At 61.0% G+C, this 26,542-nt stretch carries 25 protein-coding genes; 12 read left to right on the top strand and 13 right to left on the bottom strand.

The annotated features are described in order from the left end of the window. Window positions 1–28: 28 nt before the first annotated feature. Window positions 29–1,213: an acetylornithine transaminase gene (locus P7F28_RS19690; RefSeq protein WP_277186261.1), complete on the top strand. Its 1,185-nt coding sequence runs from the start codon at window positions 29–31 to the stop codon at window positions 1,211–1,213. Next, the gene (locus tag P7F28_RS19685; protein ID WP_277186260.1) at window positions 1,210–1,635 is read left to right on the top strand and encodes a GNAT family acetyltransferase; all 426 of its coding nucleotides are present in this window, start codon (window positions 1,210–1,212) and stop codon (window positions 1,633–1,635) included. The genes P7F28_RS19690 and P7F28_RS19685 overlap by 4 nt, the downstream gene beginning before the upstream one ends. A gap of 46 nt (window positions 1,636–1,681) precedes the next feature. Here P7F28_RS19685 and P7F28_RS19680 read toward each other — a convergent pair whose 3' ends face one another. The 7 genes from P7F28_RS19680 to P7F28_RS19650 all read right to left on the bottom strand — a co-directional run bounded on the left by P7F28_RS19680 (window position 1,682) and on the right by P7F28_RS19650 (window position 8,611). Beyond that, window positions 1,682–2,386, bottom strand: coding sequence for an ABC transporter ATP-binding protein (locus P7F28_RS19680; RefSeq protein ID WP_277186312.1), 705 nt, complete (start codon window positions 2,384–2,386; stop codon window positions 1,682–1,684). An 18-nt stretch (window positions 2,387–2,404) separates the two neighbouring features. Beyond that, the gene (locus P7F28_RS19675; protein WP_277186259.1) at window positions 2,405–3,184 is read right to left on the bottom strand and encodes an ABC transporter ATP-binding protein; all 780 of its coding nucleotides are present in this window, start codon (window positions 3,182–3,184) and stop codon (window positions 2,405–2,407) included. 18 nt (window positions 3,185–3,202) lie between these two features. Then, window positions 3,203–4,372 carry an ABC transporter ATP-binding protein gene (locus P7F28_RS19670; protein WP_277186258.1) on the bottom strand — a complete coding sequence of 390 codons (1,170 nt, stop codon included), beginning with the start codon at window positions 4,370–4,372 and terminating at the stop codon, window positions 3,203–3,205. 21 nt (window positions 4,373–4,393) lie between these two features. After that, on the bottom strand, window positions 4,394–5,344 hold the full coding sequence (locus tag P7F28_RS19665; protein ID WP_277186257.1) for a branched-chain amino acid ABC transporter permease: 951 nt from the start codon (window positions 5,342–5,344) through the stop codon (window positions 4,394–4,396). Window positions 5,345–5,566: 222 nt separating this feature from the next. After that, window positions 5,567–6,787 carry a branched-chain amino acid ABC transporter substrate-binding protein gene (locus tag P7F28_RS19660; protein ID WP_277186256.1) on the bottom strand — a complete coding sequence of 407 codons (1,221 nt, stop codon included), beginning with the start codon at window positions 6,785–6,787 and terminating at the stop codon, window positions 5,567–5,569. Between the two features lie 396 nt (window positions 6,788–7,183). Continuing rightward, window positions 7,184–8,152 carry a 4-hydroxy-3-methylbut-2-enyl diphosphate reductase gene (gene ispH / locus P7F28_RS19655; RefSeq protein WP_277186255.1) on the bottom strand — a complete coding sequence of 323 codons (969 nt, stop codon included), beginning with the start codon at window positions 8,150–8,152 and terminating at the stop codon, window positions 7,184–7,186. A 3-nt stretch (window positions 8,153–8,155) separates the two neighbouring features. Continuing rightward, window positions 8,156–8,611, bottom strand: a complete 456-nt coding sequence (locus P7F28_RS19650; protein WP_277186254.1) for a peptidylprolyl isomerase — start codon at window positions 8,609–8,611, stop codon at window positions 8,156–8,158. 230 nt (window positions 8,612–8,841) lie between these two features. On the opposite strand from P7F28_RS19650, the gene radC reads away from it, so the two are divergent. The 4 genes from radC to nadB all read left to right on the top strand — a co-directional run bounded on the left by radC (window position 8,842) and on the right by nadB (window position 12,018). Continuing rightward, entirely contained in the window at window positions 8,842–9,588 is a 747-nt protein-coding gene (gene radC, locus P7F28_RS19645) for a DNA repair protein RadC (RefSeq protein ID WP_277186253.1), read from the top strand. Between the two features lie 219 nt (window positions 9,589–9,807). Then, window positions 9,808–10,041 carry a 50S ribosomal protein L28 gene (gene rpmB, locus P7F28_RS19640; RefSeq protein WP_008351171.1) on the top strand — a complete coding sequence of 78 codons (234 nt, stop codon included), beginning with the start codon at window positions 9,808–9,810 and terminating at the stop codon, window positions 10,039–10,041. An 11-nt stretch (window positions 10,042–10,052) separates the two neighbouring features. Further along, window positions 10,053–10,220 (top strand): 50S ribosomal protein L33, encoded by a 168-nt coding sequence (gene rpmG / locus P7F28_RS19635; RefSeq protein WP_014190626.1) that lies wholly within the window; start codon window positions 10,053–10,055, stop codon window positions 10,218–10,220. A gap of 199 nt (window positions 10,221–10,419) precedes the next feature. Next, the gene (gene nadB / locus P7F28_RS19630; protein ID WP_277186252.1) at window positions 10,420–12,018 is read left to right on the top strand and encodes an L-aspartate oxidase; all 1,599 of its coding nucleotides are present in this window, start codon (window positions 10,420–10,422) and stop codon (window positions 12,016–12,018) included. On the opposite strand, the gene nadC is transcribed toward nadB, so the two are convergent. The 6 genes from nadC to purN all read right to left on the bottom strand — a co-directional run bounded on the left by nadC (window position 12,015) and on the right by purN (window position 18,897). Next, complete coding sequence (nadC, locus tag P7F28_RS19625; RefSeq protein WP_277186251.1) at window positions 12,015–12,878, bottom strand: carboxylating nicotinate-nucleotide diphosphorylase; 864 nt, start codon at window positions 12,876–12,878, stop codon at window positions 12,015–12,017. The genes nadB and nadC overlap by 4 nt on opposite strands. Continuing rightward, window positions 12,878–14,005 (bottom strand): quinolinate synthase NadA, encoded by a 1,128-nt coding sequence (gene nadA, locus P7F28_RS19620; protein WP_277186250.1) that lies wholly within the window; start codon window positions 14,003–14,005, stop codon window positions 12,878–12,880. Before nadA ends, nadC begins: the two co-directional genes overlap by 1 nt. 117 nt (window positions 14,006–14,122) lie before the next feature. Further along, entirely contained in the window at window positions 14,123–15,319 is a 1,197-nt protein-coding gene (locus tag P7F28_RS19615; RefSeq protein WP_277186249.1) for an acyl-CoA desaturase, read from the bottom strand. Between the two features lie 241 nt (window positions 15,320–15,560). Beyond that, window positions 15,561–16,925, bottom strand: coding sequence for a mechanosensitive ion channel family protein (locus P7F28_RS19610; protein ID WP_277186248.1), 1,365 nt, complete (start codon window positions 16,923–16,925; stop codon window positions 15,561–15,563). A gap of 20 nt (window positions 16,926–16,945) precedes the next feature. Beyond that, window positions 16,946–18,250 carry an RsmB/NOP family class I SAM-dependent RNA methyltransferase gene (locus tag P7F28_RS19605; RefSeq protein WP_277186247.1) on the bottom strand — a complete coding sequence of 435 codons (1,305 nt, stop codon included), beginning with the start codon at window positions 18,248–18,250 and terminating at the stop codon, window positions 16,946–16,948. Then, window positions 18,247–18,897, bottom strand: coding sequence for a phosphoribosylglycinamide formyltransferase (gene purN / locus P7F28_RS19600; RefSeq protein ID WP_277186246.1), 651 nt, complete (start codon window positions 18,895–18,897; stop codon window positions 18,247–18,249). The genes P7F28_RS19605 and purN overlap by 4 nt, the downstream gene beginning before the upstream one ends. A 137-nt stretch (window positions 18,898–19,034) precedes the next feature. Between purN and P7F28_RS19595 the strand changes: the two genes are divergently transcribed. The 6 genes from P7F28_RS19595 to dut all read left to right on the top strand — a co-directional run bounded on the left by P7F28_RS19595 (window position 19,035) and on the right by dut (window position 26,211). Next, window positions 19,035–20,030 (top strand): bifunctional riboflavin kinase/FAD synthetase, encoded by a 996-nt coding sequence (locus P7F28_RS19595; RefSeq protein ID WP_277186245.1) that lies wholly within the window; start codon window positions 19,035–19,037, stop codon window positions 20,028–20,030. A 106-nt stretch (window positions 20,031–20,136) separates the two neighbouring features. After that, entirely contained in the window at window positions 20,137–22,968 is a 2,832-nt protein-coding gene (gene ileS / locus P7F28_RS19590) for an isoleucine--tRNA ligase (RefSeq protein WP_277186244.1), read from the top strand. Next, entirely contained in the window at window positions 22,968–23,486 is a 519-nt protein-coding gene (gene lspA, locus P7F28_RS19585) for a signal peptidase II (RefSeq protein ID WP_277186243.1), read from the top strand. Before ileS ends, lspA begins: the two co-directional genes overlap by 1 nt. A 58-nt stretch (window positions 23,487–23,544) precedes the next feature. After that, entirely contained in the window at window positions 23,545–24,756 is a 1,212-nt protein-coding gene (gene coaBC / locus P7F28_RS19580) for a bifunctional phosphopantothenoylcysteine decarboxylase/phosphopantothenate--cysteine ligase CoaBC (RefSeq protein ID WP_277186242.1), read from the top strand. Further along, on the top strand, window positions 24,753–25,754 hold the full coding sequence (locus P7F28_RS19575; protein ID WP_277186241.1) for an LLM class flavin-dependent oxidoreductase: 1,002 nt from the start codon (window positions 24,753–24,755) through the stop codon (window positions 25,752–25,754). Before coaBC ends, P7F28_RS19575 begins: the two co-directional genes overlap by 4 nt. A gap of 10 nt (window positions 25,755–25,764) precedes the next feature. Next, entirely contained in the window at window positions 25,765–26,211 is a 447-nt protein-coding gene (gene dut / locus P7F28_RS19570) for a dUTP diphosphatase (RefSeq protein WP_277186240.1), read from the top strand. Window positions 26,212–26,542: the final 331 nt, after the last annotated feature.

Here is a 26,542-nt window from a genome sequence, read left to right as displayed (position 1 = left end):
CTCTTTTGCCTTCGTGGAGCCCGCTGTCATGAATTTCAATGAGTACCCCGTTGATTCGCTGATGTACATCACGAACCGCCCCGAGATCGTGTTCACGCACGGCAAGGGTTCATGGCTCTACGACAACACCGGCAAGCGCTATCTCGACTTTATCCAGGGCTGGGCGGTGAACTCGCTCGGCCACTGCAACGACGGCATGATCGAAGCGATGGAAAAGCAGGCGCGCACGCTCATCAACCCGTCGCCCGCGTTCTACAACGCACCGATGGCACAGCTCGCTGGTCTGCTCACGGAACATAGCTGCTTCGACAAGGTGTTCTTCGCCAACAGCGGCGCGGAAGCCAACGAAGGCGCGATCAAGCTGGCACGCAAGTGGGGCAAGAAATTCCGCAACGGCGCGTATGAAATCATCACCTTCGATCACAGCTTCCACGGCCGCACCATCGCGACCATGTCGGCGAGCGGCAAGGCAGGCTGGGACACGATCTACGCCCCGCAAGTGCCGGGCTTCCCGAAGGCCGATCTGAACGATATCACGTCGGTCGAAAAGCTGATCGGGGAGAAGACGGTCGCCGTCATGCTCGAACCGATTCAGGGCGAAGGCGGCGTGATTCCCGCCACGCGCGAATTCATGCAGCAACTGCGCGAACTGACGAAGAAGCACAACCTGCTGTTGATCGTCGATGAAGTGCAGAGCGGTTGCGGTCGCGCGGGCACCTTGTTCGCGTATGAGTTGTCGGGCGTGGAGCCAGACATCATGACGCTGGGCAAGGGTATCGGCGGTGGCGTGCCGCTGGCGGCGCTGCTGTCGAAGGCCGATGTCGCGTGCTTCGAACCGGGCGATCAGGGCGGCACCTACAACGGTAACCCGTTGATGACGGCAGTCGGTTACTCGGTGATTTCGCAGCTCGTCGCGCCGGGTTTCATGGAAGGCGTGCGCGAGAAAGGCGAATATCTGAAGGCCGAATTGCTCAAGCTGTCGGCTGAGCGCGGCTACAAGGGCGAGCGCGGCGAAGGTCTGCTGCGCGCGCTGCTGCTCGACAGCGACAAGGGCCCGCAGATCGTCGAAAAGGCGCGTCTGATGCAGCCGGATGGCTTGCTGCTTAACGCGGCGCGGCCGAATCTGCTGCGCTTCATGCCGGCGCTGAACGTGACGAAGAACGAGATCGACCAGATGATGGCGATGCTGCGTTCCGTGCTCGACTCGCTGTGATCATCCGCACCTTCGATGCAGGCGATCACGATGCCGTGATCGCGCTATGGCGCGATGTGTTTCCCGAGTACGCGGACGCATCGCGGCCACAGCGCGATCCGGCGTTGTCCATCGCCAACAAGATGAAGATGCAGCCGGAGTTGTTCTTCGTCGGCGTGATGGACGACGAAGTGATCGGCACGGTGATGTGCGGTTACGACGGGCATCGCGGATGGGTGTATTCGCTTGCGGTCGCGCCTGCGTTGCAAGGGCGCGGATTCGGCAGCGCGCTGATGCGGCATGTCGAAGACACGCTGGCGACGCTCGGCTGTCCGAAGGTGAATTTGCAGATCATGTCGTTCAAGACCGAGCTGCGTGGGTTTTATGAAAAGCTGGGGTATCGGATGGACGAGGTGGTGAGTCTGGGGAAGCGGCTTGCATAAAAAAACCGGCTGAAAAGCCGGTTTTTTTACGAGCATCGAAAAGCACTTACTCGCCCAGATAAGCCGCCCTCACCTTCGGATCATCCAGCATCGTCTTCGCATCGCCGGTCATGGTGACCGTGCCCGAATCCATCACGTAACCGCGATTGGCCGCCTGAAGCGCCAGCCGCGCATTCTGCTCGACCAGCAGCACGGTCAGCCCTTCCTTCGAAATCTCCCGCACCACTTCGAAGATCTTCTCGACCATGATCGGCGAGAGGCCCATCGACGGCTCATCGAGCAAGAGCAGCTTCGGACGCGACAACAGCGCACGCGCCATTGCCAGCATCTGCTGTTCGCCGCCCGACAACGTGCCTGCGTACTGCGATGCCCGTTCCTTCAGACGCGGGAAGAAGCCGAACATGCGCTCCGTGTCCTTCTGGATGCCGTCGCTATCGTTGCGCAGATACGCGCCCATCTGCATGTTTTCGAGAATCGACATGCGCGCGAAAATGCCACGGCCTTCCGGCACCATCGCCAGGCCGCGCTTCAGCAACTCGTGCGTGGGAACGCCCTTGATCGATTGCCCCATGTACTCGATATCACCGCCCGAGTACGGCTTCAGACCCGTGATGGCCTTCATCGTCGTGGTCTTGCCCGCGCCGTTCGCGCCGATCAGCGTGACCAGTTCGCCCTGTCCGACTTCCAGATCGACACCCTTCACTGCCTGGATGCCACCGTAATTCACCTGCAAACCCTTGACCTTCAACATCGCGTTCGTGGTCGACATTTAATGCACCCCCGCACCCAGATATGCCTCGATCACCTTCGGGTCCTTCTGCACGTCCTGCGGCAGACCTTCGGCGATCACCTTGCCGTAATCGAGCACCGTCATGCGGTTGCACAATCCCATCACGAGTTTCACATCGTGTTCGATCAAAAGAATCGTCTTGCCGTCCGAACGAATCTTGTCGAGCAGTCGCGTCAGTTCGACTTTTTCCGTCGCGTTCATGCCCGCGGCGGGTTCATCGAGTGCGAGCAGTTTCGGATCGGTCGCCAGCGCGCGTGCGATTTCCAGACGGCGCTGGTGACCGTACGACAGATTGCGCGACGTGTAATCCGCGTATTGCAGCACGCCGACATATTCGAGCAGTTCGAGCGCGCGTTCCTTGATCTCGCGCTCCTCGCGTCGCTCGGCGGGCGTCTGAAACACCGCGCCGATCAGACCGTGCTTGGTGCGAACGTGACGGCCGACCATCACGTTTTCCAGCGCGGTCATGCCGCCGAACAGACGAATGTTCTGGAACGTGCGCGCGATGCCCGCCTGCGCCACCTGATACACCGCGGTGGGCGTGTAGTTCTGACCATCGAGCTTGAACTCGCCCGAGTCCGGCGTGTAGAGACCGGTAATCACGTTGAAGAACGTGGTCTTGCCCGCGCCGTTCGGCCCGATCAGACCGTAAATTTCGCCTTCCTTGATTTCGAGGCGCACATCCGACAGCGCCTGCAAACCGCCGAATCGCTTGTTGACGCCCTTGACGGACAATCGCGTTTGTTTGATATCGCTCATGTTCTGGATTCCCCGCTTTTAAGCGCGCACCGGCTTTTTATTGCCGCGGCGTGCGATCTTCGCGATCTTGTCTTCGTGCTTCGGAGCCGGCCACAGACCTTCCGAGCGATACAGCATGATCAGCACCATCGCCAGGCCGTACAGCAACTGGCGGATGACTTCGGTATCGACGATCTGGTGACCGAAGATGGCGTTCTGCAGCGGACCCATCGTCGAGCGCAGGAATTCGGGGAACACGGCCAGCAGCACCGCGCCGAGAATCACGCCCGGAATATGGCCCATGCCGCCGAGCACCACGCAGGCCAGCACCACGATCGATTCCCAGAACGTGAACGATTCCGGCGATACGAAGCCCTGGAACGCGCCGAACATCGCGCCCGACAGACCGCCGAACGATGCGCCCATCGCGAATGCGAGCAGCTTGACGTTACGCGTGTTGATGCCCATCGCCTTGGCGGCGATTTCGTCTTCGCGGATCGCCGCCCATGCGCGGCCGATACGCGAGTGCTGCAAGCGCGTACACACCCAGATCACCAGCAGCGCGCCGGGCACGAACAGGTAGTAATACATGTAGACGGACGGAAATTTCAGTCCGAAGAACTCGTGCGTCTGCGACAGATTGAAGCCCGCGATGGTGACCGGATCGATCGTCGTGATGCCCTTCGGACCGTTGGTGATGTTGACCGGACGATCGAGGTTGTTCATGAAAATCCGGACGATTTCCCCGAAGCCCAGGGTCACGATCGCCAGATAGTCGCCGCGCAGACGCAGCGTCGGCGCACCGAGCAGCACGCCGAACGTGGCCGCGAGCGCCATCGCGATCGGCACGATGATAAGGAACGGCACATGCAGCCCGCCCGGCGCGAGATGCGCGATCCATTCGAACTGCGTCGTCAACTGCGGCGAAGACAGCAACGCAGCAACGTAAGCGCCGACCGCATAGAACGCGATGTAGCCCAAATCGAGCAGACCGGCAAAGCCGACCACCACGTTGAGGCCCAGCGCCAGCATCACGTAAAGCATGGCGAAGTCGAGCACGCGGACCCAGTAATTGCCGCCTGCCGCGCCGATCACCATCGGTGCGGCGATCACGAAGACCGCGACGATGATGCCGACGATCAGCGACTTGGTCGCGTTTTTCTCGGGGATGAGCGTCGTGGACGGCTCAATCGGTTGAATCGAAGTCATGTTGATTGGCTCCTCAAATCTTTAAGCGCGGTCCGCGACACGTTCGCCGAGCAGACCCGACGGACGGAACACGAGCACGATAATCAGCACGATAAAGGCGAACACGTCCTGATAGTTCGACCCGAACACGCCGCCCGTCAGATTGCCGATATAACCCGCGCCCAACTGTTCGATCAGACCGAGCAGCACGCCGCCGACCATCGCGCCGCCCAGGTTGCCGATCCCGCCCAGCACCGCTGCCGTGAACGCCTTCAGGCCCGGAATGAAGCCCATGTAGAAGTGCGCGTTGCCGTATTCGGAGGCGATCATCACGCCTGCCAGCGCTGCGAGCGCCGAGCCGATCATGAAGGTCGCGGAAATCACGAAGTTCGGGTTCACGCCCATCAGCGAGGCGACGCCCGGATTCTCGGCGATGGCGCGCATCGCGCGGCCGAGCTTGGTCTTGTGCACGAGCAGCAGCAGGCCGCCCATGACGAGGAACGCAACCACGATGATGACGATTTCGGTCATCGAAATCACCGCGCCCGGATTGTTCTCACCGGCGGTGATGACGTTCAGCGGATCGGTCGGCAGGAGCTGCGGGAAGGCCAGCGGATTGCGGCCCCAGATCATCATCGCGACGGTCTGCAGCAGAATCGACACGCCGATGGCGGTAATCAGCGGCGCGAGACGCGGCGCTTTACGCAGCGGCCGGTAAGCGACGCGCTCGATCGTGTAACCCACCACCGCGCACACGCATGCTGCAACGATCAGCGCGATCGTCAGCATGATCGGTCCGGGCAAGCCGGGAAAGTGATTCTGCATCACGCCGATGGCCGACAAAGCGACCATTGCGCCTACCATCAGCACGTCGCCGTGCGCGAAGTTGATGATGCCGAGAATCCCGTACACCATCGTGTATCCCAGTGCGATGATGGCGTAGACGCTGCCAAGCACCAGACCGTTGATGATCTGCTGGATGAAAATATCCATCTAAAGCTCCTTAGCCCCGTGCGTTTCGACTTCGCCTTTATCACCGACCGATAAACCGATGTGAAGTGAAATCTATGCGGCACTGCGCGTACTGATGAAAAAACCGGTAAAGGTTAAGCGCCCGATTGACCGCCCGCCGCCGGATGAAGCGGCGAACGTCACCGGACGGATACGAAAACGGCGTCTTGGATGGACGCCGCCCACACTGCTCTCATTGCTCTTTTATTGCTTGACCACGTCCAGCACGTCCTTCTTTTTGTCCTTGAAGTCGTAAAGCGTGATGGTGCCGGCTTTCAGGTCGCCTTTATCGTCGAATGCAATATGCCCGGTCAGACCGTTGAAATCGGTCGTGGCGATCGCGGCGAGCACTTTGGCCGCTTCGACGGAATTGGCGCGCTTCATGGCATCGACAATCAGATACATGGCGTCATAAGTGAACGGCGCGTAAATCTGCACCGGCTGATGGAAACGTGCTTCGTACTTCTTCTCGAAGTCCGCGCCCTTATCCATCTTCGCCAGCGCCAGTCCCGCTTCCGAGCAGACGACGTTCTGTACCGCATCGCCGGCGAGATCCGGAAGCTGGCTCGTGCACGCGCCATCGCCCGCCAGAATCTTCGCCTTGATGCCGAGCGCCGCCGCTTCTTTCGCGAACGGGCCGCCCGTCACGTCCATGCCGCCGTACATCACCACGTCCGGCTGGATACGCTTGATCTTCGTGAGGATCGCCTTGTAATTGCGGGCCTTTTCCGTGGTCTGTTCGCGTGCGGCGATCTTCACGCCGCCGGCCTGCATCGTTTTACTGAATTCGTCGGCCAATCCCCGGCCGTAGGCGCTTGAGTCGTCCACCACGACGACTTTCTTCGCGTGCAGCGTTTTCAATGCGTAGTTCGCGAGTACCGGGCCTTGCAGCGCATCGGTGGCGACTACGCGGAACGTCGTTTTGTAGCCTTGCTTCGTGTACTGCGGATTCGTGGTCGAAGGCGAAATTTCGGCGATGCCCGCATCGCTATAAATTTTCGATGCCGGAATCGACACGCCCGAATTCATGTGGCCGATCACCGCGACCACGTGGTCATCGACCAGTTTCTGCGCGACTTCTTCGCCGGTGCGCGGATCGGCGGCGTCGTCCTGGCTGTCGAGTTCCAGATGAATCGAATGGCCGTCGATCGTCAAACCCTGCGCGCTGATCTCTTCCAGCGCCAGACGCGCGCCGTTTTCGTTGTCCTTTCCAAGATGCGCCTGCGTGCCCGTCAAAGGCGCGACGTGGCCGATCTTCACGACCGTTGCTTCACTCGCCGCGGGAGCTGCGGGCGCAGCAGACGCTGGCGCCGTATTCGTCGCCGATGCCTGTGTGCTCGCCCCGCTTTCGTCCTTCTTGCCGCATGCCGTTGCCATTGCAACCGCAGCCGCGATGGACACGGCGTAAGCAAACTTGAATCGCATCAAATAGGTCTCCTGCCCCTCGAAAAACACGTGCGTCAGAGCAGTCCTGGCTCAAGACGGGCGCATTGTAACGCTAAATTTGAGACGAGCAATATTCTTGCGTGGCGGGGTTTTCCAGCATTGCAACCCCTGTTTTTGACCGATTTTTCGCGAATAGCGCAACCGGGTTGCGATTCGATTTTGTGCAGTAGTTGCACCATAACGGAAACAGGTGTTTTTAGAGACGCTGTGCGTTGACGTTTGCGCGGCCTAAACAAGGGCAAACCCCTAAGTGAATCGCGTGCCCCGAAACAGTGCCTACGACTTTTGTCTATATCGGCTTTAAAGGGTTCCGCGTTGAGCGACGGACACAAAAAAAGCGCCCGCAGGCGCTTTTTTCGAGAGCTTCGTCTAACTTTATTGCGGCAAGGAAAGTCCGCGCGGCAACGGAAAAGCGATCGTCTCTTCGATACCTTCCAGCGAACGCACGCTGCTCACGCCCAGTTCCGTCAAGCGCGCGATCACCGCCTGCGCCAGCACTTCCGGCGCCGACGCACCCGCCGTCACGCCAATACGCTTCCTGCCTTCCACCCATTTCGGATCGATCTGCGCTGGCGAATCGACCATATAGGCGGGAATGCCGCGTTTCTCGGCCACTTCGCGCAGACGGCTCGAATTCGAGCTATTCGGGCTGCCGACCACGATCACCACGTCGCATTGCGGCGCGAGGAACTTGACCGCGTCCTGACGATTCTGCGTCGCGTAGCAGATGTCCTGCTTCTTCGGCTCCTTGACCAACGGATATTTGGTCTTCAGCGCATCGATGATGGCGGAGGCGTCATCGACCGAAAGCGTGGTCTGCGTGACATACGCGATACGCGACGGATCGGGCAGCACCAGCTTCTGCACGTCCCCGATATCTTCGACCAGATGCATGCCTTCGCCCGACTGCCCCATCGTGCCTTCGACTTCCGGATGACCCTTGTGGCCGATCATCACGATATCGAAGCCGTCCTGACGCATCTTCGCCACTTCCATATGCACCTTGGTGACGAGCGGGCACGTCGCGTCGAACACGCGCAAACCGCGCCCTTCCGCCTCGCCCCGCACCGCTTTCGATACACCGTGCGCGCTGAAAATCAGCGTCGCGCCTTCGGGCACATCGGCGAGATCTTCGATGAAAATCGCGCCCTTCTTGCGCAGGTCTTCGACCACGTACGCGTTATGCACGATCTCGTGGCGCACGTAGATCGGCGCGCCGAACAGCTTGATCGCGCGCTCGACAATCTCGATGGCGCGGTCCACGCCCGCGCAAAAACCGCGCGGCTGGGCCAGCAGGATTTCGACGTCGGTCTGCACTTCGTTGAGGCTTTCAGTCAGGCTCATGGCTCACAGAATTCCGATGATTTTCACTTCGAAGGCCAGTGCCTGGCCGGCAAGCGGATGATTAAAGTCGAAAAGCGCGGACGTTTCGCCAACTTCCTTCAGCACGCCCGCATAGCGCCCGCCGTTGGGCGCGTTGAATTCGACGAGATCGCCGGGAGAAAAATCCTCGCCGATCATGCTGTTTTCGTGCAGCGTCGCCAGCGACACGCGCTGCACCAGTTCCGGGTTGCGCGGACCAAACGCCTGGTCGGGCATTAGCCGAAAGGTCGAATGGTGGCCGACCTTCAAACCGAGCAAAATTTCTTCCAGCGGCGGGGCCAGTTGGCCCGCGCCGAGCAGGAGCGTCGCGGGCTTATCGGCGAACGTATTGACGATGTCGGCACCATCGGCAAGTGCGAGCCGGTAATGAAGCGTGACGTGCGAACCGGGTTTCACCTCGGAGATATCGATGATGCTCATGAGTATTGGATGTGGCGGTTCAGTCGGAAACGCAAAGCGTAATTGCGATGCGCGATACGTGCTTTACGGGGCGGCCAGCTGGCAGGATGCAGCGCACCGCGCAGCGCCCGTGGTCCCGATCCGGGCCGGACGCCAAACCGCTATTGTAAGACACAGTTGCGAAGTGTCGCGTTACGTGGAATGGGTGCCAGATTCCCGCATCGCGCGACAAAAGTTCACAGGAGCGCGCGATGAACGTTGAATTGCGCCTGCTCGCTTTCGGTTCCAACGACACACCGTCGCCGGAACCTGACGCTCCTGTCGTACCGATTTCGAACTGGAATCACGCCGAACGCCCGCGCGAACGGCTGCTCAAACTCGGCGCGGCGGCGCTGTCGGATGCGGAACTGCTGGCAGTTTTCCTGCGCACGGGCGTCGCAGGCGCAACGGCGGTGGATGTCGCGAATTCGCTGCTGAAGCGCTTCGGCTCGCTGCGCCGCCTGCTGGATGCATCGGCGAATGCGTTGCAGAGCGAGCGCGGCGTCGGCGAGGCGCGAGCGGCGACTTTGCTTGCCGTGACCGAACTCTGCCGCCGCGCCTTGACGGAAAAGGCGCGCGAAGCGCCGCTGCTCAATTCGCCCGGCGCGGTCGAGGATTTTTTGCGCTTCAGGATCGGCGCGCTGAACCGCGAGGTATTCGTCGGACTGTATCTGGATGCGCGCCACCAGTTAATCGATGTCCGCGACGAGGCGCAGGGCACGATCACGCGCGTGCCCGTGTTCCCGCAGGAAATCGCCCGTCACGCGCTGGCGGTCAACGCGGTCGGCGTGATCGTGGCGCACAATCACCCTTCCGGCGGCGTCGAACCGAGCGCAAGCGACCGCGCACTGACCAAGTCGATTCAGGACACGCTCGCGGTTATCGACGTGAGATTGCTGGATCACATTGTCGTGGCCTATAACGAGGTGTGTTCGTTCGCGCGGAGGGGCTTGCTGTAAAGGGCCGCAGTCAGTAGGAACAAGACCAAAAAGGATTGATAATGCAGCGTTTTTCCTGCTAGAATCCTCGTTTGCTTTTCTCAACCCACCAGTTCTGGGTCCACGCAGTCCTCATTGGCATAACCGTGCTGCCAATCACCGATGGGCAATCGGCGAATTGAGGCATCGAAATTATTTTGAGCGTGCGGCTTCAGACTCAACATGCTTTAGGAGTGTCGTATGGCACGCGTATGCCAAGTTACTGGGAAAGGCCCGATGTCGGGCAACAACGTTTCCCACGCAAACAACAAGACCAAGCGTCGTTTCCTGCCGAATCTGCAGAACCGCCGTTTCTTCGTTGAAAGCGAAAATCGCTGGGTGCGTCTGCGCGTTTCGAACGCCGGGCTGCGCCTGATCGACAAGAACGGTATTGACGCCGTGCTCGCAGACCTGCGCGCACGCGGTGAAATCTAAGGAGCACGCACATGGCCAAAGGCGCACGCGACAAGATCAAGCTGGAGTCGACCGCAGGCACGGGTCACTTCTATACGACCACCAAGAACAAGCGCAACATGCCGGAAAAGATGCTGATCAAGAAATTTGATCCGGTCGCCCGCAAGCATGTTGACTACAAGGAAACCAAGATCAAGTAAATCTTGATTATTGAGTGCCTGTAGTTCAGCAAGAAGACGCAAAAAGCCCCGCCTCGCGCGGGGCTTTTTGTTTTTGCGCGCGCTTTTCCCACGCTTTGCACACGATCGTGCGGGGGTTTTTCCTGTCACGCGATGTTCACGCGCGTTATGCTTGCCGGCTATCTCGAAATAAGAAACACACGGACGGAGAAACGGCGGCATGAACTTCGATGTTGCGATCGTAGGGAGCGGGCTTGCGGGCTTGAGCGTCGCGTTGAATCTGGCGGAGACGCGGCGCGTTGTGATTCTCGCCAAGCGCGCGGCGAGCGTCGGCGCGAGCGATTGGGCGCAAGGCGGCATCGCGGCGGTGCTGGACTCGTCGGACAGCATCGACAATCACGTGAGCGATACGCTGATCGCGGGCGGCGGATTATGCGATGAAGCCGCGACGCGGTTTATCGTCGAGAACGGGCGCGCGGCGATCGAATGGCTGATCGACGAAGGCGTGCCCTTCACGCGCGATTCTGCCGCCGAACTCGGCTTCCATCTGACGCGCGAAGGCGGACATAGCCATCGGCGGATCATTCATGCGGCGGATGCGACAGGACACGCCGTTGTCACGACGCTGGCCGAGCGCGTGCGCCGGCATCCGAATATCACCGTGCTCGAGGATCACTATGCGATCGATCTGATTACGTCGGATCGGCTCGGGTTGCCGGGGCATCGCTGTCACGGGCTTTATGCGTTCGATGTGAATTCGGGCCGCACGGTGACCATTCAAGCGCCGCATACCGTGCTCGCGACGGGTGGCGCAGGCAAGGTCTATCTCTACACGACCAACCCCGACACCGCGACCGGCGATGGCATCGCGATGGCCTGGCGCGCGGGCTGCCGCGTTGCGAACATGGAGTTCATCCAGTTCCATCCGACCTGCCTGTTCCATCCGTACGCGAAGTCGTTCCTGATTTCCGAAGCCGTGCGCGGCGAAGGCGGCGTGCTGCGTCTGCCCGATGGCACGCGTTTTATGCCCGCCCACGACGAACGCGCCGAACTCGCGCCACGCGATATCGTCGCGCGGGCGATCGACTTCGAGATCAAGAAGCGCGGTATCGATTGCGTGTATCTGGACATCAGCCATCAGCCGCGCGCGTTCCTCGAAGAGCATTTCCCGACGATCCTCGCGCGTTGCCAGGAATTCGGCATCGATATCGCCAAAGAGCCGATTCCGGTCGTGCCCGCCGCGCATTACACGTGCGGCGGCGTCATCACGGATCTCGCGGGGCGGACAGATCGCGCGGGCTTGTATGCGGTCGGCGAGACCTCTTACACGGGCTTGCACGGCGCGAATCGGCTGGCGAGCAATTCGCTGCTCGAATGTCTGGTGATCGGGCGCGCGGCGGCGCAGGCGATCGAAGCGGACGGATACTCGAAGGGCTGTCATGCCGAACTGCCGGATTGGGACGAGAGCCGCGTCTCCGATCCCGACGAGGAAGTCGTGGTCGCGCACAACTGGGACGAGTTGCGCCGGCTGATGTGGAATTACGTGGGCATCGTGCGGACGGACAAGCGACTGGCGCGCGCGCAGCATCGGATTGCGCTGCTGCGTGACGAAATCCACGAGTATTACGCGAATTTCAAAGTAAGCCGCGATCTGCTGGAACTGCGCAATCTGGTCGATGTGGCGTCGCTGATCGTGGAAAGCGCGTGCTCGCGGCGCGAGAGTCGCGGGCTGCATTTCAGCCGCGACTGGCCGGATAGTTTGCCGAAAGCGCTGCCGACGGTGCTGATGCCGCCGGCTGCGCGTCGAAGAAGCGTTTAGATCAGCCGCATCGAAAAATCGGTGGCGCGGACGTCCTTCGTCAGCGCGCCGATCGAGATGCGGTCCACGCCGGTTTCGGCAATCGCGCGGACCGTGTCGAAGTTCACGCCGCCCGAAACTTCGAGCAATGCGCGGCCAGCGGTGATGCGCACGGCATCGCGCATGGCATCGAGCGTGAAGTTGTCGAGCAGAATCGATTCCGCGCGATGCGCCAGCGCGGTTTCCAGTTGCTCCAGCGTTTCCACTTCGATTTGAATCGGCACGCCCGAATTGAGCGCGATGGCCGCATCCATCGCCGCGCCCACACCGCCCGCAGCCGCGATGTGGTTCTCCTTGATCAGAATGCCGTCGTACAGTGCGAGCCGCTGGTTCGCGCCACCGCCCACGCGCACTGCGTACTTCTGCGCGAGCCGCAAGCCGGGAAGCGTCTTGCGCGTATCGAGAATGCGCGCTTTAGTGCCTTCGATCGTATCGACATAACGGCGCGTCGAGGTCGCCACGCCCGAAAGCAATTGCAGAAAGTTAAGGCCGTTGCGCTCGGCGGTGAGCAGCGAACGCGCCGGACCATGCAGCAACACAACGGGCGTATTCGCCGTCATGCGCGCGCCTTCCGCGTATTGCCATTCGACTTCGATCGACGGATCGACACGGCGCATCACTTCATCGAACCACGGCGCGCCGCACAGAACCGCATCCTCACGCACGATAATCCGCGCCGTGCGATGCGCCTCAGCCGGCACCAGACGCCCGGTGTGATCGCCGGTGCCGACGTCTTCTTCGCGCGCATCGACGACATTGCGGGCGAGCGCCGCATCGAACGCTTCGCCGTATTGCGCGCGGATTTCTTCGAACAGGGACATTACGCGGCTCCTACGTTCGAAAATAGTCTGGTGTCCTTCGCCAGATCGCCGCTCGCCTGCACGCGCTTCTTGTGACGCGCGGCGAAGTCCAGCATACGATCGATCGGCAAGCGCGCACGCTCGCCGATCTGCGGATCGACGTGGATCTCGTTGTGGCCGCGTTCGAGCACGTCGGCGAGATTGGCGAGGCCGTTCATCGCCATCCACGGGCAATGCGCGCAGCTTTTGCACGTCGCGCTGTTGCCGGCGGTCGGCGCTTCGATAAACGTCTTGCCGGGCGCGGCGAGCCGCATCTTGTGCAAAATGCCCAAATCCGTCGCGACGATAAAACGCTTGGCATCGAGCTTCACGGCGGCATCGATCAATTGCGTGGTCGAGCCGACCACATCGGCCAATTGCACCACGCCTTCCGGCGACTCCGGATGCACGAGAATCTTGGCATCCGGATATTCGTTACGCAGCAAATCCAGTTCGATGCCCTTGAACTCGTCATGCACGAGACACGAGCCTTGCCACATCAGCATGTCCGCGCCGGTCTTCTTCTGAATGTAGCCGCCCAGATGCCGATCCGGCGCCCACAGAATCTTCTCGCCGCGCGCATGCAGATCAGCCACGATTTCCAGACCGATCGACGATGTCACCATCCAGTCCGCGCGCGCCTTCACCGCCGCGCTCGTGTTCGCATACACGACGACCGTGCGATCCGGATGCTGATCGCAGAACGCGGAGAATTCATCGACGGGACAGCCGAGATCGAGCGAACAGGTAGCATCGAGATCGGGCATCAGCACGCGCTTGTGCGGACTCAGAATCTTCGATGTCTCGCCCATAAAGCGCACGCCCGCGACCACCAGCGTCTTCGCTGCGTGATCGCGCCCGAAACGCGCCATTTCGAGCGAATCGGCGACGCAGCCGCCGGTTTCATCGGCGAGTTCCTGCAGTTCGGCATCGACGTAGTAATGCGCGACCAGCACCGCCTCTTCGCGCTTCAGCAGCGCGCGAATGCGTTCCTTCAATTCGCGCTTGCGTTCGAGCGATGGCGCATCGGGCACCCTCGCCCACGCCTCGCCCACTCCGCACGTCAGGCCTTGCGGCCGGTCGTACTCGACGCTCCTGATCGCTTCCATGTCCCTGTCCCCAGCTTTTAAGTCATTCCAACGAAACGCGAAATCGGCCGCACAAAAACAAAAACCCCGCCAGAGCGGGGTCTTGTGACGTCATCAAATTTTAACGGATTACGCGCGTCAGGCGTAGCGTCGCAATCGCATCGCGAAATCCTGCAGCGCCTTGATGCCGCTTTCTTCAGCGCGATGGCACCAGTCCTGCAGCTTCACCAGCAACTCTTCGCGCGATGCATTCGAACGATCCCACATCGCCGCCAGATCCTTGCGCAGTTCGATAAATGTACGCAGACGCTGATTGTCCGAGAACAGTTCCGGCAATTGCTTGCGCTGCGGTTCGTTCAGGCCGTCTTCGTCCTTGTGGAACCACTTGCGCGCGCCGTGCATCAGTTGGTACTTCTCACGCGCGCCGGCGTCCTTCAGCTTGGCCAATTCCTGTGCATACGCGGCCTTCAACGTCTTGCCGTAACGCGCCATCACTTCGTAGCGATTCGACAGCACGGCTTGCAGCGTGTCCTGATCCAGCACCGACTTGCTCGCGGCGAGTTTCGGCGTCGGCGCGACCTTCTTGACCTTCGCCAGACCGACCGCCGACATCATGCGGATATACATCCAGCCGATATCGAACTCGTACCACTTGCTCGACAGCTTGGCCGACGTCGCGTGCGTGTGATGGTTGTTATGCAGTTCTTCACCGCCGATCAGAATGCCGAGCGGGAAAATGTTGGTGCTCGCGTCCGGCGAGTTGAAGTTGCGATAACCCCACCAGTGCGCCAGACCGTTCACCACACCTGCTGCCCAGAACGGAATCCAGATCATCTGCACCGCCCACACCGACAGCCCGACGATGCCGAACAGCGCAACGTCGATCACCATCATGATGCTGATGCCGAGAATCGGGTAACGCGTGTAGATGTTGCGTTCCATCCAGTCGTTCGGCGTGCCGTGACTGAACTTGCGCAGCGTTTCTTCGTTCTTCGCTTCCGCGCGATACAACTCCGCGCCTTCGAGCAGCACCTTCCAGATGCCGCGCGTTTGCGGGCTGTGCGGATCTTCTTCGGTCTCGCACTTGGCGTGATGCTTACGATGGATTGCCGCCCACTGGCCGGTCAGCATGCCCGTGGTGGACCACAGCCAGAAGCGGAAGAAATGGCTCGCGATCGGATGCAGGTCCAGCGCGCGATGCGCCTGGCAACGGTGCAGATAGATCGTGACGCCCGCGATGGTGACGTGCGTCATCGCCAGCGTAAAGAGCACAATCTGCCACCAGGAAGCGTTCAGCAAACCGTTGGCGAGAAAATCAAGGGATGAATTCAGCAAGGCAATTTACCTGTGTAGCTGGGAAATTCGGAAAAAATGGCGGGTCAAAAATGACCTTGGACGACTTGTTGGGCACCTGAAAGCTGTGCGTCTGAGTTCGAACGCATTCTACTGCATGCGTTCCAAGTCGTTGTCCTAAAGGTGAAATTTTTTGAATCTTACCTAAACGAGAAAAATCTGACGTCCCGAATTGGTGTTGATTCACCGGCCAAATCAGCGAATTGAGCGCTTTCCCGCACGCTCAGACCGCTGATGCGGCACCATCGCCGCGATTTTCGGCAGTAAATACCGAATCGGCACGGGTTTCGGCGTTGCCGCCGACAATCCTTATTTCGCGTTGCGCGTAGGGGATTTCAATGCCGTTTTCGCAGAATAACCGCCAAACGGCGCGGTTGACGTGCGACCTTACGCCGCCCGTGCCTTTGGCAGCGTCCTCGATCCAGAAACTTAGCTCAAGATTAACGCCATCCGAGCCGAAACTAGCGAGCAACGCGGCGGGCGCCGGATCTTGCAACACGCGTTCGACGCCCTCTGTAGCTTCGACGAGCAATTGCATCGCGCGTTCCACATCGCTTTTGTAACTGACTTGTACGGCGATTTTCGCGTTGCCGCGCGTCAGGTACGACGAATGATTCTGCACCACATCGGTGATGAGCTTTTCGTTTGGAATCAACGTTTCGATGCCGTCGAGTCCGCGCACGACCGTATAGCGTGTCCGAATCTGCGTGACGGTGCCTTGGCTACCGGCCACGCTGATCATGTCGCCGAGCCTGAGCGAGCGGTCCAGCAGAATGATGAAGCCCGACACGTAGTTGCTGGCTATCTTCTGCAAGCCGAAACCCAGCCCCACGCCCAGCGCGCCGCCGAACACGCCCAGCACTGTTATATCGATACCGACGATCGACAGGCTGATGAGAATGGCTGCGAGAATCATCGCTGCGCGGGCGACGCGGGCGAGCACCACTTTCAGATTTGCATCGAGCGAACGCGCGCGCATCAGGCGATCGTCGAGTGCCGCGCCCGCCCACATCGCCACGATCAGCGTGATGCAGACCCACAACACGCCCGACGCCAGCGACAGCAGCGTCATATGCGCGTTGGCGAAGTTGAATCGCACGCTGGACATCCAACGCACGACATCGTCCTGAATGCCCATGACGGTGAAAAGCATCACCACCCAGACGATCACCGTGACGAGCTTTTCGAACAGATATAGCAGCGCGCCTGCTTCGTGCTCGCTGCCGCCGCGGCTGAACACGCGCCGCGCGACGTAAAACATCATGTAGATGACCGTGATACCGCACAGCGGCACCAGCGCGAGCCGCAGAAACGCCGTGTGGATGAACGGCGCAAGCGCGAGTTGCGCGATGCTCACGAACACCATGCCGAGCAGCGGAAACAGCGCCTTGTTGAGACTTTCCGCGCCGAAACGCACGGCGTCGAAACAAGACTGGCGGCGGGCGTCGAGCTTTCGGCGCAGAATCCGCGCGCACCAGTACGCGACGATCAGCAATCCGATCAGCACCGCAACCTGCCAGATCACTTCCGGCTCGCCGAAATCGCGTGCGAGCCGTGAGTAGGAATCGGCGAGGAAGCGGTTCTGCATGTCAGGTCGACTTAATCGGCTTACTCGGCTGCGGGTTCTGCTTCTGCTTCTTTCGCTGCTTTCGGCTCGGCCACGCGTTCCAGCACGGCGGCGAAGAAGCCGTCGGTGCCGTGCTTGTGCGGCCACAGCGACAGGTAATCGCCCGTATCCAGTTCGATACGCTGCTCCGCCAGCACCTCGCGCGCGGGCACCACGCGGAAGTTCGGATGCGTGTCGAGGAACTGCTTCACGACGCCTTCGTTTTCCGCTTCCAGCATCGAGCAGGTCGCGTAGACGAGACGGCCGCCGGTTTTCACCAGACGCGAGGCGCTGGTGAGAATCGACAACTGCTTGGGCGTGAGTTCCGCGACCGAATCCGGCGATTGACGCCACTTCAGGTCGGGATTGCGACGCAGCGTGCCGAGACCGGAACACGGTGCATCGACCAGAACGCGGTCGATCTTGCCCGCGAGGCGCTTGATCTTGGCATCGTGTTCGCTGTCGATCAGCACCGGATTCACGTTCGACAAGCCGCTGCGCGCGAGACGCGGCTTGAGCTTGGCGAGACGACGATCGGAGACGTCGAAGGCGTAGAGACGGCCGGTGGAGCGCATCATCGCGCCCAGCGCCAGCGTCTTGCCGCCCGCGCCCGCGCAGAAATCGACGATCATTTCGCCACGGCGCGGAGCCATCAGCGAGCAGAGAAGCTGGCTGCCTTCGTCCTGCACTTCGATCCAGCCTTCCTGGAACGGCGCGAGACGCGTGAGCGCCGGCTTGCCGTCCACGCGGATGCCGAACGGCGCGAACGGCATTTCGCCCGCATCAATCCCCGCTTCGGTCAGCGCCTTGATGACAACCTTGCGATCCGCCTTGATCGGATTCGAGCGCAGATCCAGCGGCGCGGGATAGTTCAGCGCGGCGGCGAGCTGCGCCAGTTCTTCGGGCTGGAAGCGCTTGCCCATCGCGTCATAGATCCACTGCGGCAGGTTCGTGCGCACGCGCACCGGCAAGCTCGCCGGATCGATCTTCGATACCTGCGCGAGCCATTGATGTTCATCGGCGGAAACGAAGGGTTTCAGCGCGTTGAGACCGGCCGTTTGCATCAGCCCGAGCAGCGCCAGACGACGCGCTTGATTGCCGCTGCCGCTTTCCGCGAGATGCGAAAACTCCATTTTCCGGCGCAGCACCGCGAACACCGCTTCCGCGATCACGCCGCGCTCGCTGTGCCCGAGCTTCGGATGCGCGCGGAAAAAGCGGCTGGTGGCGGCGTCGGCCGGGCCTGCAAAGCGGAGTACATCCGCCAGCAGCGTTTCAGTTTGTCCGATCAGAAATCCATGCAGCCTCATGCGCCCTCCCCGGCAAAGTCGGCAAAGAGCCATTGCGGCTCAGACGGCGTAAGGGCGACACGTTCGCCCTCGACAGTTAAACGCCCTTCGATAAACCAGCGCACCGCGCGCGGATAAATCATGTGTTCGATATGAAGCAGACGCGCGGCCAGCGCCGCAGCGTCGTCGCCCGCGATGACCGGCACCGCGCCTTGCGCGACGATCGGCCCGTGATCCAATGTAGGCGTGACGAAATGCACGGTCGCGCCATGCACGCGCACGCCTGCATCGAGCGCCTGCTGATGCGTGCGCAGCCCCGGAAACAGCGGCAGCAGCGACGGATGGATATTCAGCATGCGTCCCGCGTAATGCTCGACGAAACCATCGGTGAGTACGCGCATAAAGCCCGCGAGCACCACCAGATCCGGCTCGAAGCGATCGATTTCACGCGCAAGCGCAGCATCGAACGATTCGCGTGAGTCGAATTCACGATGATCCACCACCGCTGTGTCGATACCGTTCGCCTGCGCGAACGCTAAACCGGCGGCATCGGGCCGGTTGGAAATGACCGCACAGACGCGAGCCGGCCAGCCGTCGCGCGCGCAGGCACGCACGACCGCCTCCATATTGCTCCCGCGTCCGGAGATCAGAATGACGATTTTTTTCATCCGCGGATTTTATCATTCGGGCACGGCGAAAATCGTGCCAAAGTACGCGGCGGGGCTGCGCGCGCCCGTCAACGAGTGCGAACGTTTATAATCTAACGCTTTGCATCATCACGTCTTCCCACGAACCAACGCCTATCGTGAGAGTCTTTCGCGGCCTGCCCAATGCCGAAAGTCGCGCGCCCTGCGCACTGACCATCGGCAACTTCGACGGTGTCCATCGCGGCCATCAGGCGCTGCTCGCCCGCGTGCGCGCCGCCGCCGATGCACGCGGCCTGCCCGTCTGCGTGATGACTTTCGAGCCGCATCCGCGCGAGTTCTTCAATCCGGCCGGCGCGCCGCCGCGTATCGCCATGTTGCGCGACAAGCTGGAAGCGCTGCGCACGAATGGTGTGGATCGCGTGGTGGTCGAGCATTTCAACAAGACATTTGCCAGTCAGTCGCCCGATACGTTCGTCAAGAACGTGATCGTCGATGGTCTCCACGCGCGCTGGGTGATGGTCGGTGACGACTTCTGCTACGGCGCGAAACGCGCGGGCAACTTTGCATCGCTTAAAAGCGCGGGCGACCAATACGGCTTCGAAGTCGAACAGATGGCGACCGTCGCGCATCCGAACGGCACGCGTATTTCGTCGTCGTCGGTGCGGGAATCGCTGGTGGCGGGCGATCTGGATGCGGCGCACGTTGCGCTCGGCCGTCCGTATGTCATCAGCGGCCACGTGGTGCATGGCGCGAAGCTCGGCCGCGATCTCGGTTTCCCCACGCTCAATATGCCGATCGCGCACAAGCGGCCGGCGCTGGCGGGCATTTTCATCGTGCGCGTCCACGGTCTCGCCGATGAACCGCTGCCCGCCGTCGCAAGTCTCGGCCTGCGCCCGACCGTCGATGATTCCGGCCGCGTGCTGCTCGAAACCTTTGTGCTCGACTGGCACGGCGACGCGTACGGCAAGCTCGTGCGTATCGAATTCCTGAAGAAGCTGCGCGACGAGGCGAAGTACGTGGACCTCGAAACGCTCGGCCGCGCCATCGCCAAGGATGTGGACGATGCGCGCACGTATTTCGGCCTGCCGCCTGCGAGCAACACGGGCAGCCGCGCCACCGGTTTCGCCATTTCGGCCACCGATCGAATTAGGTGAGCGCGCGGTGCCGCTTTGAAAAAAGCGCGCCGCCCGCTGCCTTCGCCCTTCGTATCATCGCGCGCGATCATCAAGCGCCGTCACATCGAATTCACTTGAGTCACCCATGAGCGACAAGAAAGAGAAAGCCTCCGCGAAATACCCCGTCAACTTGCTCGATACGCCGTTCCCCATGCGCGGCGACCTGCCCAAGCGCGAACCCGCGTGGGTCAAGGAATGGCAGGACAAGCAGATCTACGAGAAGATCCGCGCGGCATCGAAGGGCCGCAAGAAGTTCATCCTGCACGATGGCCCGCCGTACGCGAACGGCGACATTCACCTCGGCCACGCGGTGAACAAGATTCTCAAGGACATGATCGTCAAGGCGCGCAATCTGGCGGGCTTCGACGCGGTCTACGTGCCGGGCTGGGATTGCCACGGCATGCCGATCGAAATCCAGATCGAAAAGCAGTTCTGCAAGTCGCTGCCCGCCATCGAAGTGATGCAGAAGGCGCGTGCGTACGCGGGCGAGCAAATCGAAAAGCAGAAGCTCGGTTTCCGCCGTCTGGGCGTGCTGGGTGACTGGGACAATCCGTACAAGACCATGAACTTCGCCAATGAGGCCGGTGAAATCCGCGCGCTCGGCAAGATCATGGAAAAGGGTTACGTGTTCCGCGGCCTGAAGCCGGTGAACTGGTGTTTCGACTGCGGCTCGGCGCTGGCCGAGGCGGAAGTCGAATACAAGGACAAGACCGATCCGACCATCGACGTGATGTTCGCATTCGCGGAGCCGGAAAAGACTGCGCAGGCTTTCGGCTTGAACGCGCTGCCGAAGCAGGAAGGCGGCATCGTGATCTGGACGACGACGCCGTGGACCATTCCCGCCAACCAGGCGCTGAACGTTCATCCGGAAATCGTCTACGCACTCGTCGATACCCCGCGCGGTTTGCTGATTCTTGCGCAGGAACGCGTCGAAGATTGCCTGAAGAACTATGGCCTGAGCGGCGAAGTGATCGCGAAGACCACGGGTGAAAAGCTTGCCAACGTGCGCTTTCATCATCCGCTGGCATCGGCGCATCCGGGTTACAAGCGCACGTCGCCGGTTTATCTCGGCGATTACGTGACGACGGAAAGCGGCACGGGCATCGTGCACTCGTCGCCGGCGTATGGCGTGGAAGACTTCGTGTCGTGCAAGGCGCACGGCATGGTGGATTCGGACATCATCAATCCGGTGATGGGCGATGGCCGTTATATCGAATCGTTGCCGCTGTTCGGCGGGCTGTCGATCTGGAAGGCGAATCCGCAGATCGTGGAGGCGCTGGAACAAGCCGGTTCGCTGCTGAAGACCGAGCAGTACACACACAGCTATATGCACTGCTGGCGCCACAAGACGCCGATCATCTATCGCGCGACCTCGCAGTGGTTCGCGGGCATGGACGTGAAGCCGAACGACGGCAGCAAGACGCTGCGCGAAACCGCGCTGGAAGGCGTCGAAAACACCGCGTTTTATCCGGCGTGGGGCAAGCAGCGTCTGTTCAGCATGATCGCGAATCGCCCGGACTGGACGTTGTCGCGTCAGCGTCAGTGGGGCGTGCCGATGGCCTTCTTCGTCCACAAGGAAACCGGCGAGCTGCATCCGCGTACGCTGGAATTGCTGGAGGAAGTGGCGAAGCGCGTCGAACAAGGCGGCATCGAAACGTGGCAATCGCTCGATCCGCGCGAATTGATCGGCGATGACGCCAACATGTATGAAAAGAATCGCGACACACTCGACGTGTGGTTCGATTCCGGCACCACGCACTGGCATGTGTTGCGCGGCTCGCACAAGGATTCGCTGCAATTCCCGGCTGATCTGTATCTCGAAGGATCGGACCAGCATCGCGGCTGGTTCCACTCGTCGCTCTTGACCGCATCGATGCTCGATGGCCGTCCGCCCTACGACGCGCTGCTCACGCACGGCTTCACCGTCGATGGCGAAGGCCGCAAGATGTCGAAGTCGCTCGGCAATGGCATCGATCCGCACGAAGTGGCGAACCGCTTGGGCGCGGAAATCATCCGCTTGTGGATCGCATCGACGGATTACTCCGGTGAACTGGCGATCTCGGAAGAAATTCTCAAGCGCGTGACGGAGACGTATCGCCGTATCCGCAACACGCTGCGCTTCTTGCTGGCGAATTTGTCGGACTTCGATATCGAAAAGAACGCGGTGCCGGTGTCCGAATGGCTCGAAATCGATCGATACGCCATCGCGCTCACACGCAACCTGCAGGACGATGCCCTCGCCCACTACGAGAAGTACGAGTTCCATCCGGTGGTCGCGAAGATTGCGACGTTCTGCTCGGAAGATCTCGGCGGTTTCTATCTCGACGTGCTGAAGGATCGTCTCTACACGACCAAGGCCGATTCGCGCGAACGCCGCAGCGCGCAGACCGCGCTGTTCCATATCGCGCATGGTTTGCTGCGTCTGGTCGCGCCGTATCTGTCGTTCACGGCGGAAGAGGCGTACAAGGTGCTCAAGCCCTGTCAGGACACCATCTTCACCGAGGTGTACGCGGAGTATCCGGATATCGCCAATGGCGGCGAGTTGCTCGACAAGTGGACGCTGATCCGCAACGCGCGCAGCGACGTCACCAAGGCGCTGGAAGAAGCGCGCACGGCTAACCAAATCGGCTCGTCCTTGCAGGCGGAAGTCGTGGTGCGGGCAAGCGGCGCACGTTACGACGCCCTCGCCAGCCTCGGCGATGCATTGCGCTTCGTGCTCATCACCTCATCGGCTCAAGTGCAGCAAGTCGCGGGCGAAGCGGAAGAAGGCGTCGATGTGAACGCATCGGGCTATCTGAAATGCGAGCGCTGCTGGCACTACTGCGCGGACGTCGGCTCGCACGCCGAGCATCCGGGCTTGTGCGGCCGCTGCTTCTCCAACCTGTTCGGCGCCGGTGAAACACGAGGCGCAGCATAATGGCTCGATCGATGGCTACCAAGCAAACTTCCAGCGCTGCATCCGGGTCGCTCGCTCCGTGGATCGGCGTCGCGCTGATCGTGATTCTGTTCGATCAGTTGACGAAGATCGCGGTGCAAAAGGTGTTCGCTTACGGCGAACCGCACGCGCTGACCTCCTTCTTCAACCTGATCCTCGTCTACAACAAAGGCGCGGCCTTCAGTTTCCTGGCGATGGCTGGTGGCTGGCAGCGCTGGGCGTTTACGGCGCTGGGCGTAGTCGCGGCGATCGTGATTTGCTATCTGCTCAAGAAGCATTCGGGACAGCGCATGTTCTGCACGGCGTTGTCGCTCATCATGGGCGGCGCGATCGGCAATGTGATCGATCGGATTGCTTATGGCCATGTGATCGACTTTCTCGACTTTCACGTCAACGCGTGGCACTGGCCCGCGTTCAATCTCGCCGATACGGGCATCACTATCGGCGCGGTGTTGCTGATTCTCGATGAACTGCGGCGCGTACGCCGCGGTTCGAAGTAAGCTAAGTGACATCAACGCGGCTCCACTCGGAGCCGTGTTCTTTTGCGACGGAGGCAAGTTGGAACTCGCCGGCAAACATCTCGTATTGGGACTGACGGGCGGCATCGCCTGCTACAAGATCGCGGAGCTGACGCGCTTGCTGATTAAAGCAGGCGCGACCGTGCAGATCGTGATGACCGAAGCGGCCACGCAGTTCATCACGCCCGTGACCATGCAGGCGCTGTCCGGGCGTCCGGTCTACACGTCGCAGTGGGATGCGCGCATGCCGAACAACATGCCGCATATCGATTTGTCGCGCGAGGCGGATGCCATCGTGATCGCGCCGGCATCGACGGACTTCATGGCCAAGCTCGCGCAAGGCCGATGCGACGATCTGCTCTCCACGTTGTGTATCGCGCGCGATTGTCCGCTGCTCGTGGTGCCCGCGATGAACCGCCAGATGTGGCAGAACCCGGCGACGCAACGCAACGTGACACAGCTTCGCGCAGACGGCGTCGAAGTGCTCGGGCCGGATTCGGGATCGCAGGCGTGCGGCGAAGTCGGCGATGGCCGCATGATCGAACCGGAAGCCGCGTTCGAAGCGATCTGCGCGTTCTTCTCGCCGAAGCTGCTGCGCGGACAGCGCGTATTGATTACCGCAGGCCCGACTTTCGAACCGCTTGATCCGGTGCGCGGCATCACCAATCGTTCGTCGGGAAAGATGGGCTTTGCGCTGGCGCGTGCAGCGGCGCAGGCCGGCGCGGACGTGCATCTGATCGCCGGTCCAGTCGCGCTGGAGACGCCGTGGGGCGTGTATCGCGATGACGTTCAAACCGCGCAGCAGATGCACGATGCCGTCATGGCCGCCACGCCCGATGCCGATATCTTCATCGCCGTCGCGGCGGTCGCGGACTGGCGCGTGGATTACGTCGCCGAGCACAAGATCAAGAAGACCGGCGACGGCTCGCTGCCGACTTTCAGCTTCGTCGAGAATCCGGACATTCTGGCGAGCGTCGCGAAGCTGCCGAATCCGCCGTATTGCGTCGGCTTCGCGGCGGAAAGCGGCGACCTCGATGTACACGGCGAAGAGAAACGCAAGCGCAAGAACGTGCCGCTGTTGATCGGCAATCTCGGCCCACTCACCTTCGGTCAGGACGATAACGAAGTCGTGCTGTTCGAAGCCTCGGGCAGCACGTCGCTGCCGCGCGCCGACAAGCTGGAATTGGCGCGCGTGTTGATCGCGGAAATCGCCAAACGGGCGCCGAAAACCGGCGGCACGCTGCTCTCATGACCAAGCTATCCGTTCTCGATCAGACGCCGGTCATCCACGGCCACACGACGGCGGACGCCATCGCCGCGACGCTCGATCTCGCCCAACTCGCCGATGATCTCGGCTACACGCGCTACTGGTGCGCGGAGCATCACGGCTTGTACGGCGTGTCGAATCCGTGTCCTGAGGTGATGCTCGCGCGCATCGGCAGTCTGACGAAGCGCATTCGAATCGGCTCGGGCGGCGTGATGCTGCCGTACTACTCGTCGTTCAAAGTCGCCGAGCAGTTTCTGATGCTCGAAGCGCTGTTTCCGAATCGCGTCGATCTGGGAGTCGGACGCGCGCCGGGCGGCGATATGCGCACGGCGCAGGCGGTCGCGGCGGGTTCGTACAATCGCGGCGATATGTTTCCGCAGCAAGTGGCCGAACTCATCGCCCTGTTCGACGGCAAGCTTCCCGACGATTCCCTCGCGCGCGGCGTGCTCCTTCAGCCGCAAATCGATACGCGCCCCGAACTGTGGATGCTCGGCTCCAGCGACTTCGGCGGCCTGCTCGCCGCGCAACTCGGCATTCGATTCGCGTTTGCGCATTTTATCAACGCACAGTACGGGCATCGGGTGGCGGAGGCGTATCGTGAACGGTTCGTGGCTGGGCACGAAGAGAAGCCGTATCTCGCGGCAGCCGTGTTCGTGATCTGCGCAGATACCGATCAAGAAGCCGAAGCGCTGGAACGCGCGGTCGATCTGCGTCGCGTGCAGATGGCATACGGCTTGAACAAGCCGATTCCATCGGTCGAGCAAAGCATTCATCGCACGTACGGCGAGCGTGAACTCGCGGTGATTGCGCATGAGAAGGCGCGCAGCATCATCGGCACGCCGGAGCGTGTGACCGCGCAGATGCACGCGCTACAGGAACAATTTCAAGCCGACGAACTGATCGTGATTTCGGTCGCCGGCAGCTACACCGCGCGTACGCGCTCTTATCAACTGCTGGCCGAAGCCTTCGAACTCGGCCAATGACATCTCAACCATGAAACTCGACGTCAAGATTCTCGATGCGCGCATGCGCGACTTTATGCCCGCCTACGCCACGCCCGGCAGCGCGGGCCTCGACCTGCGCGCGTGCCTGGACGAAGCGCTGGTGATCGAACCCGGCAAGACCGTGCTCGTGCCGACGGGCCTCGCCATCCACCTCGCCGATCCCGGCTATGCCGCGCTGATCCTGCCGCGCTCGGGCCTCGGCCACAAGCACGGCATCGTGCTCGGCAATCTGGTCGGATTGATCGATTCGGATTATCAAGGGCAACTGATGGTCTCGACGTGGAATCGCGGCGAGACCGCGTTCACGCTGAACCCGATGGAACGGCTCGCGCAAATGGTGATCGTGCCGGTGGTGCAGGCGCAGTTCAATATCGTCGATGACTTCGAGGCGAGCGAGCGTGGCGCGGGTGGGTTTGGAAGTACCGGCAAGCATTGATCGATAGTGAATGAAGCGCTCACGTGCCATATCCGATCAACGATAAACTTTTGCGTAATTGAGGCGCGCAATAATAGTTAGGCCTTCTTCTGAGCGGTTCTTAAAATCCAAATCAAACGCTCTGAAAATGAGGACGCGCCCTTTTATTTTCCAATTGCCCGGCTAATACTTGAATCACGTGATGCATGAAACGCGCGCCTTTTGAAGGTTCGCACCACATGCATCACGCGGTCTGCCGCATCCACGCGGCATCTTCCATCTAGTCCAGTCTCGCTTGGAAAGCGTGAGTCGTTGGCTCGCCCATTCATTTCGTTATCCTGATGTTTTAAAT

Source organism: Caballeronia sp. BR00000012568055, from assembly GCF_029439455.1.
Lineage (GTDB): Bacteria > Pseudomonadota > Gammaproteobacteria > Burkholderiales > Burkholderiaceae > Caballeronia.
This window is presented reverse-complemented; position numbering and strand designations above follow the sequence as displayed.

Coding starts and splice junctions, on each gene's coding strand:
- P7F28_RS19690 (WP_277186261.1), top strand. CDS start 29: ATGAATTTCAATGAGTACCCCGTTGATTCGCTGATGTACATCACGAAC.
- P7F28_RS19680 (WP_277186312.1), bottom strand. CDS start 2,386: ATGTTGAAGGTCAAGGGTTTGCAGGTGAATTACGGTGGCATCCAGGCA.
- P7F28_RS19675 (WP_277186259.1), bottom strand. CDS start 3,184: ATGAGCGATATCAAACAAACGCGATTGTCCGTCAAGGGCGTCAACAAG.
- P7F28_RS19670 (WP_277186258.1), bottom strand. CDS start 4,372: ATGACTTCGATTCAACCGATTGAGCCGTCCACGACGCTCATCCCCGAG.
- P7F28_RS19665 (WP_277186257.1), bottom strand. CDS start 5,344: ATGGATATTTTCATCCAGCAGATCATCAACGGTCTGGTGCTTGGCAGC.
- P7F28_RS19660 (WP_277186256.1), bottom strand. CDS start 6,787: ATGCGATTCAAGTTTGCTTACGCCGTGTCCATCGCGGCTGCGGTTGCA.
- ispH (WP_277186255.1), bottom strand. CDS start 8,152: ATGAGCCTGACTGAAAGCCTCAACGAAGTGCAGACCGACGTCGAAATC.
- P7F28_RS19650 (WP_277186254.1), bottom strand. CDS start 8,611: ATGAGCATCATCGATATCTCCGAGGTGAAACCCGGTTCGCACGTCACG.
- radC (WP_277186253.1), top strand. CDS start 8,842: ATGAACGTTGAATTGCGCCTGCTCGCTTTCGGTTCCAACGACACACCG.
- rpmB (WP_008351171.1), top strand. CDS start 9,808: ATGGCACGCGTATGCCAAGTTACTGGGAAAGGCCCGATGTCGGGCAAC.
- rpmG (WP_014190626.1), top strand. CDS start 10,053: ATGGCCAAAGGCGCACGCGACAAGATCAAGCTGGAGTCGACCGCAGGC.
- nadB (WP_277186252.1), top strand. CDS start 10,420: ATGAACTTCGATGTTGCGATCGTAGGGAGCGGGCTTGCGGGCTTGAGC.
- nadC (WP_277186251.1), bottom strand. CDS start 12,878: ATGTCCCTGTTCGAAGAAATCCGCGCGCAATACGGCGAAGCGTTCGAT.
- nadA (WP_277186250.1), bottom strand. CDS start 14,005: ATGGAAGCGATCAGGAGCGTCGAGTACGACCGGCCGCAAGGCCTGACG.
- P7F28_RS19610 (WP_277186248.1), bottom strand. CDS start 16,925: ATGCAGAACCGCTTCCTCGCCGATTCCTACTCACGGCTCGCACGCGAT.
- P7F28_RS19605 (WP_277186247.1), bottom strand. CDS start 18,250: ATGAGGCTGCATGGATTTCTGATCGGACAAACTGAAACGCTGCTGGCG.
- purN (WP_277186246.1), bottom strand. CDS start 18,897: ATGAAAAAAATCGTCATTCTGATCTCCGGACGCGGGAGCAATATGGAG.
- ileS (WP_277186244.1), top strand. CDS start 20,137: ATGAGCGACAAGAAAGAGAAAGCCTCCGCGAAATACCCCGTCAACTTG.
- lspA (WP_277186243.1), top strand. CDS start 22,968: ATGGCTCGATCGATGGCTACCAAGCAAACTTCCAGCGCTGCATCCGGG.
- P7F28_RS19575 (WP_277186241.1), top strand. CDS start 24,753: ATGACCAAGCTATCCGTTCTCGATCAGACGCCGGTCATCCACGGCCAC.
- dut (WP_277186240.1), top strand. CDS start 25,765: ATGAAACTCGACGTCAAGATTCTCGATGCGCGCATGCGCGACTTTATG.